The following is a 3,160-nucleotide window of genomic DNA, read 5'->3' as shown; positions in this document are numbered from 1 at the left end:
GTTCACCTTCGGATGGGCGGTGCTGACCTTCGGGCTGCCCCCGGTGGCGGGGATCGCCATCGGCGCCGTGGGCGGAGGGCTGCTGGGGATCCGACGGAGGCGCGGGTGCCGGTGACCCCCATCAGCGAGGCGGCGTAAACGAATCCCGAACCGGCCGCGGTGATCTCCTTCAGCCGCTCGTCCTTGCTGCTCGGCGCGACGACGAAGACGGTGGCCAGGCCTTGCTTCGCGGCGTGCTCGCGCCAGGTCGCGGATTCCTGGACGGGCAGGTCGGACAGGATGCAGCCCGCGCCGCCGGCCTCGGCGAGTTCGGTGGTGAAGCGTTCGATGCCATAGCGGTCGATCGGGTTCCAGTACGTCATCACCAGGACGGGCTTGCCCGTGGCGGCGTGTGCCTCGCGGACGGTGCGCATCACGTCGGCGATCTTGAGGCCGCCGCGCAGGGCGATGTCGTCGGCGGTCTGGACGACCGGTCCGTCGAGCACCGGGTCGCTGTGCGGCAGGCCGACCTCGACGACGTCCGCGCCGGATTCGAGGACCGCCTTGACCGCCTCGATGCCACCGTCGACGGTCGGGAAGCCGGCCGGGAAGTAGGCGATGAGCGCAGCGCGGCCCTCGGACCTGGCCTGGGCGAGGGTGTCGCTCAACAGCTGGATGTTGCCACTCACTTCGACTCTCCTTCGGCGGCGTCGTACAGCCCGAAGTAACGGACGGCCGTGTCCATGTCCTTGTCGCCGCGCCCGGACAGGTTGACGATGATCAGCCCGTCCTTACCGAGCTCCTTGCCGACTTCGAGGGCCCCGGCGAGCGCATGCGCGCTCTCGATCGCCGGGATGATGCCCTCGGTCCGCGAAAGCAGCCGAAACGCCTGCATCGCCTCATCGTCGGTGACCGGGCGGTACTCGGCGCGGCCGATGTCCCTCAGATACGCGTGCTCGGGCCCGATGCCCGGATAGTCCAGACCGGCCGAGATCGAGCAGGGCTCGGCGATCTGGCCCTCCTCGTCCTGCAGGACATACGACCGCGAACCGTGCAGGATGCCCGGCTCGCCCGCGGACAGCGAGGCCGCGTGCTCACCGCTCTCCACGCCGTGCCCGGCGGCCTCGCAGCCGATGAGACGTACGCCGCTGTCGGGAAGGAAGCCGTGGAAGAGACCGAGTGCGTTCGACCCGCCGCCGACGCAGGCGATGGCCGCGTCCGGCATCCGCCCGGCCCGCTCCAGGATCTGGCGGCGGGCCTCTATGCCAATGACGCGGTGAAAGTCGCGCACCATGCCCGGGAAGGGATGCGGTCCCGCAGCCGTGCCGAAGACGTAGTGCGTCCGGTCGACGCTCGCGACCCAGTCCCTGAACGCCTCATTGATGGCGTCCTTGAGCGTGCGGGAACCGGACTTGACCGGGATGACCTCGGCACCGAGCATCCGCATCCGGGCGACGTTGAGCGCCTGCCGCTCGGTGTCGATCTCGCCCATGTAGACGGTGCATTCGAGACCGAACAGCGCACAGGCCGTCGCGGTGGCGACGCCGTGCGAGCCGGCGCCGGTCTCCGCGATGACCCGGGGCTTGCCCATCCGTTTGGTGAGCAGGGTCTGCCCGAGCACGTTGTTGATCTTGTGTGAGCCGGTGTGGTTCAGGTCCTCCCGCTTGAGGAAGACCCGCCCACCGCCGGCGTGCTCGGCGAATCGCGGTACCTCGGTGAGCGCACTCGGGCGCCCGGTGTAGTTGACGAGCAGATCCTCGAACTCCGCGACGAACGCGGGGTCGGCCTTGGCCTTCTCGTACTCGACGGCGACTTCGTCCACGGCGGCGACCAGGGCCTCCGGGATGAACTTGCCGCCGAACGCACCGAAATACCCTTCGGCGCTGGGGACTTGACCCTCCGGGGCCGGGATAAAGAATTCACTGGACATGCGACATGCTCCTACGCCGGGGCATACGCCCTGGATGTCTGGCTTGTGATGGTCACGGAACACGTATCCGCGCGGCGGGGTGGACAGGCCTTTTCCCCACCCCGCCCCTTCCTGAAAGGCGTGAGCCCACAAGCAGCCCGGCCGGCGTCTGAGGCCGCTGCCGAAGGGCGTGCCTGGAGATCTGGGACAGCGCCCCCAGTTTCGGGAAGGGCGGGGTGGGGGAGAAGAAATCCCCTCAGACACCCCGCGCAATGCGCGGCGCGCAAGGCCATCGCATCCCGTTGACCTGACCAGGATCGGAGCCAATCACATACCGCACCCGGCGGCCGTGCACGCGCCGCGCAGGCGCCCGGCAGCCGCGAGGGCGGCAGCCGGCGGCAAGGCGGGCGGCAATGGGCACGACTGAAGCCTAACAGCACTCGTGCAGGCCGTCCTCGTCCTGCAACTCAGCGAAGAGGGCCGCTACTCAGGATGAGAAGAGCCTGGCGACCTGCTTGTTTCAGTCGACCTCGCCATCCTGCTGACTGCCGGGATTCGACCGCGTTCCCTGGCGCGGGCCGTGGATTTTGCGCGCCGTACGGTGGGCCCCGGTGGAGATGCTCAGTGGCCTGCTCCGGTCCGGGTGGACGCCGAGCCGGGCTGTTGTGCCTGCTCATGGCCTTCTGGTGGGCGCGGCCTCCGCAGCCAGGGAGTAGTGGCCCATCGGCACTCTTGTATCGAACATGTGATCTAAAAATTCTAGGACCAGGGCCTCGGCCAAGGTTACGATCTTGCTGTTCGCCGGCCGTGTCGATCGGCCGGCTCTCCACGCTGACGGGGCGCGAAGGCGCCCCATGACTGGACGGGAGATCGCCCTTGAGGCGTGCACTGATCGCGTTGGGGATCGGCTTGAGCGTGTTGGGTGCCACTGTCGTCACCGGGCCGGCACAGGCCGCGAGTGTGCTGGTGGTCCCGTTGGCTCCCACGGTGACGACGGCTCAGCAGGTCGCGAGGTTCTGGCTCGCCGACGGGGCCGCCAACCTGAAGAGTGCCACACCGTACGCCGTGCGGACCGCGGTCGCCGGGGAACGCCTGTCCACGGACATCGTCCCGGACGGCCCCCCGGTTTCCATCCCACCACTGGAGGGACCTGCCTCGCCGGAGGGGGGAATGCCCACGACCTCGGGCAAGGTGTTCTTCATCGGCAGCGACCTCCAGCCGCACTGGTGCACCGGCACGTCCGTGCACTCGAAATACCGGAACCTCGTCGCG

At 68.8% G+C, this 3,160-nt stretch carries 2 protein-coding genes and 1 pseudogene; 1 reads left to right on the top strand and 2 read right to left on the bottom strand.

All coding sequences use genetic code 11. The features are described from left to right. Positions 1 to 2 precede the first annotated feature (2 nt). Both trpA and trpB read right to left on the bottom strand, forming a co-directional pair. The gene (gene trpA, locus ABZU75_RS46000; protein WP_355569767.1) at positions 3 to 668 is read right to left on the bottom strand and encodes a tryptophan synthase subunit alpha; all 666 of its coding nucleotides are present in this window, start codon (positions 666 to 668) and stop codon (positions 3 to 5) included. Then, complete coding sequence (gene trpB, locus ABZU75_RS45995; protein WP_355569764.1) at positions 665 to 1,909, bottom strand: tryptophan synthase subunit beta; 1,245 nt, start codon at positions 1,907 to 1,909, stop codon at positions 665 to 667. The genes trpA and trpB overlap by 4 nt, the downstream gene beginning before the upstream one ends. An 894-nt stretch (positions 1,910 to 2,803) precedes the next feature. On the opposite strand from trpB, the pseudogene ABZU75_RS45990 reads away from it, so the two are divergent. Then, a pseudogene (locus ABZU75_RS45990) lies at positions 2,804 to 3,160 on the top strand (hypothetical protein); the annotation flags it as partial.

The organism is Streptosporangium sp. NPDC005286 (assembly GCF_040607515.1).
In the GTDB taxonomy this organism is placed as follows: domain Bacteria; phylum Actinomycetota; class Actinomycetes; order Streptosporangiales; family Streptosporangiaceae; genus Streptosporangium.
The sequence above is the reverse complement of the archived record's forward strand: the minus strand, read 5'-3'. Positions and strand labels throughout refer to the sequence as shown.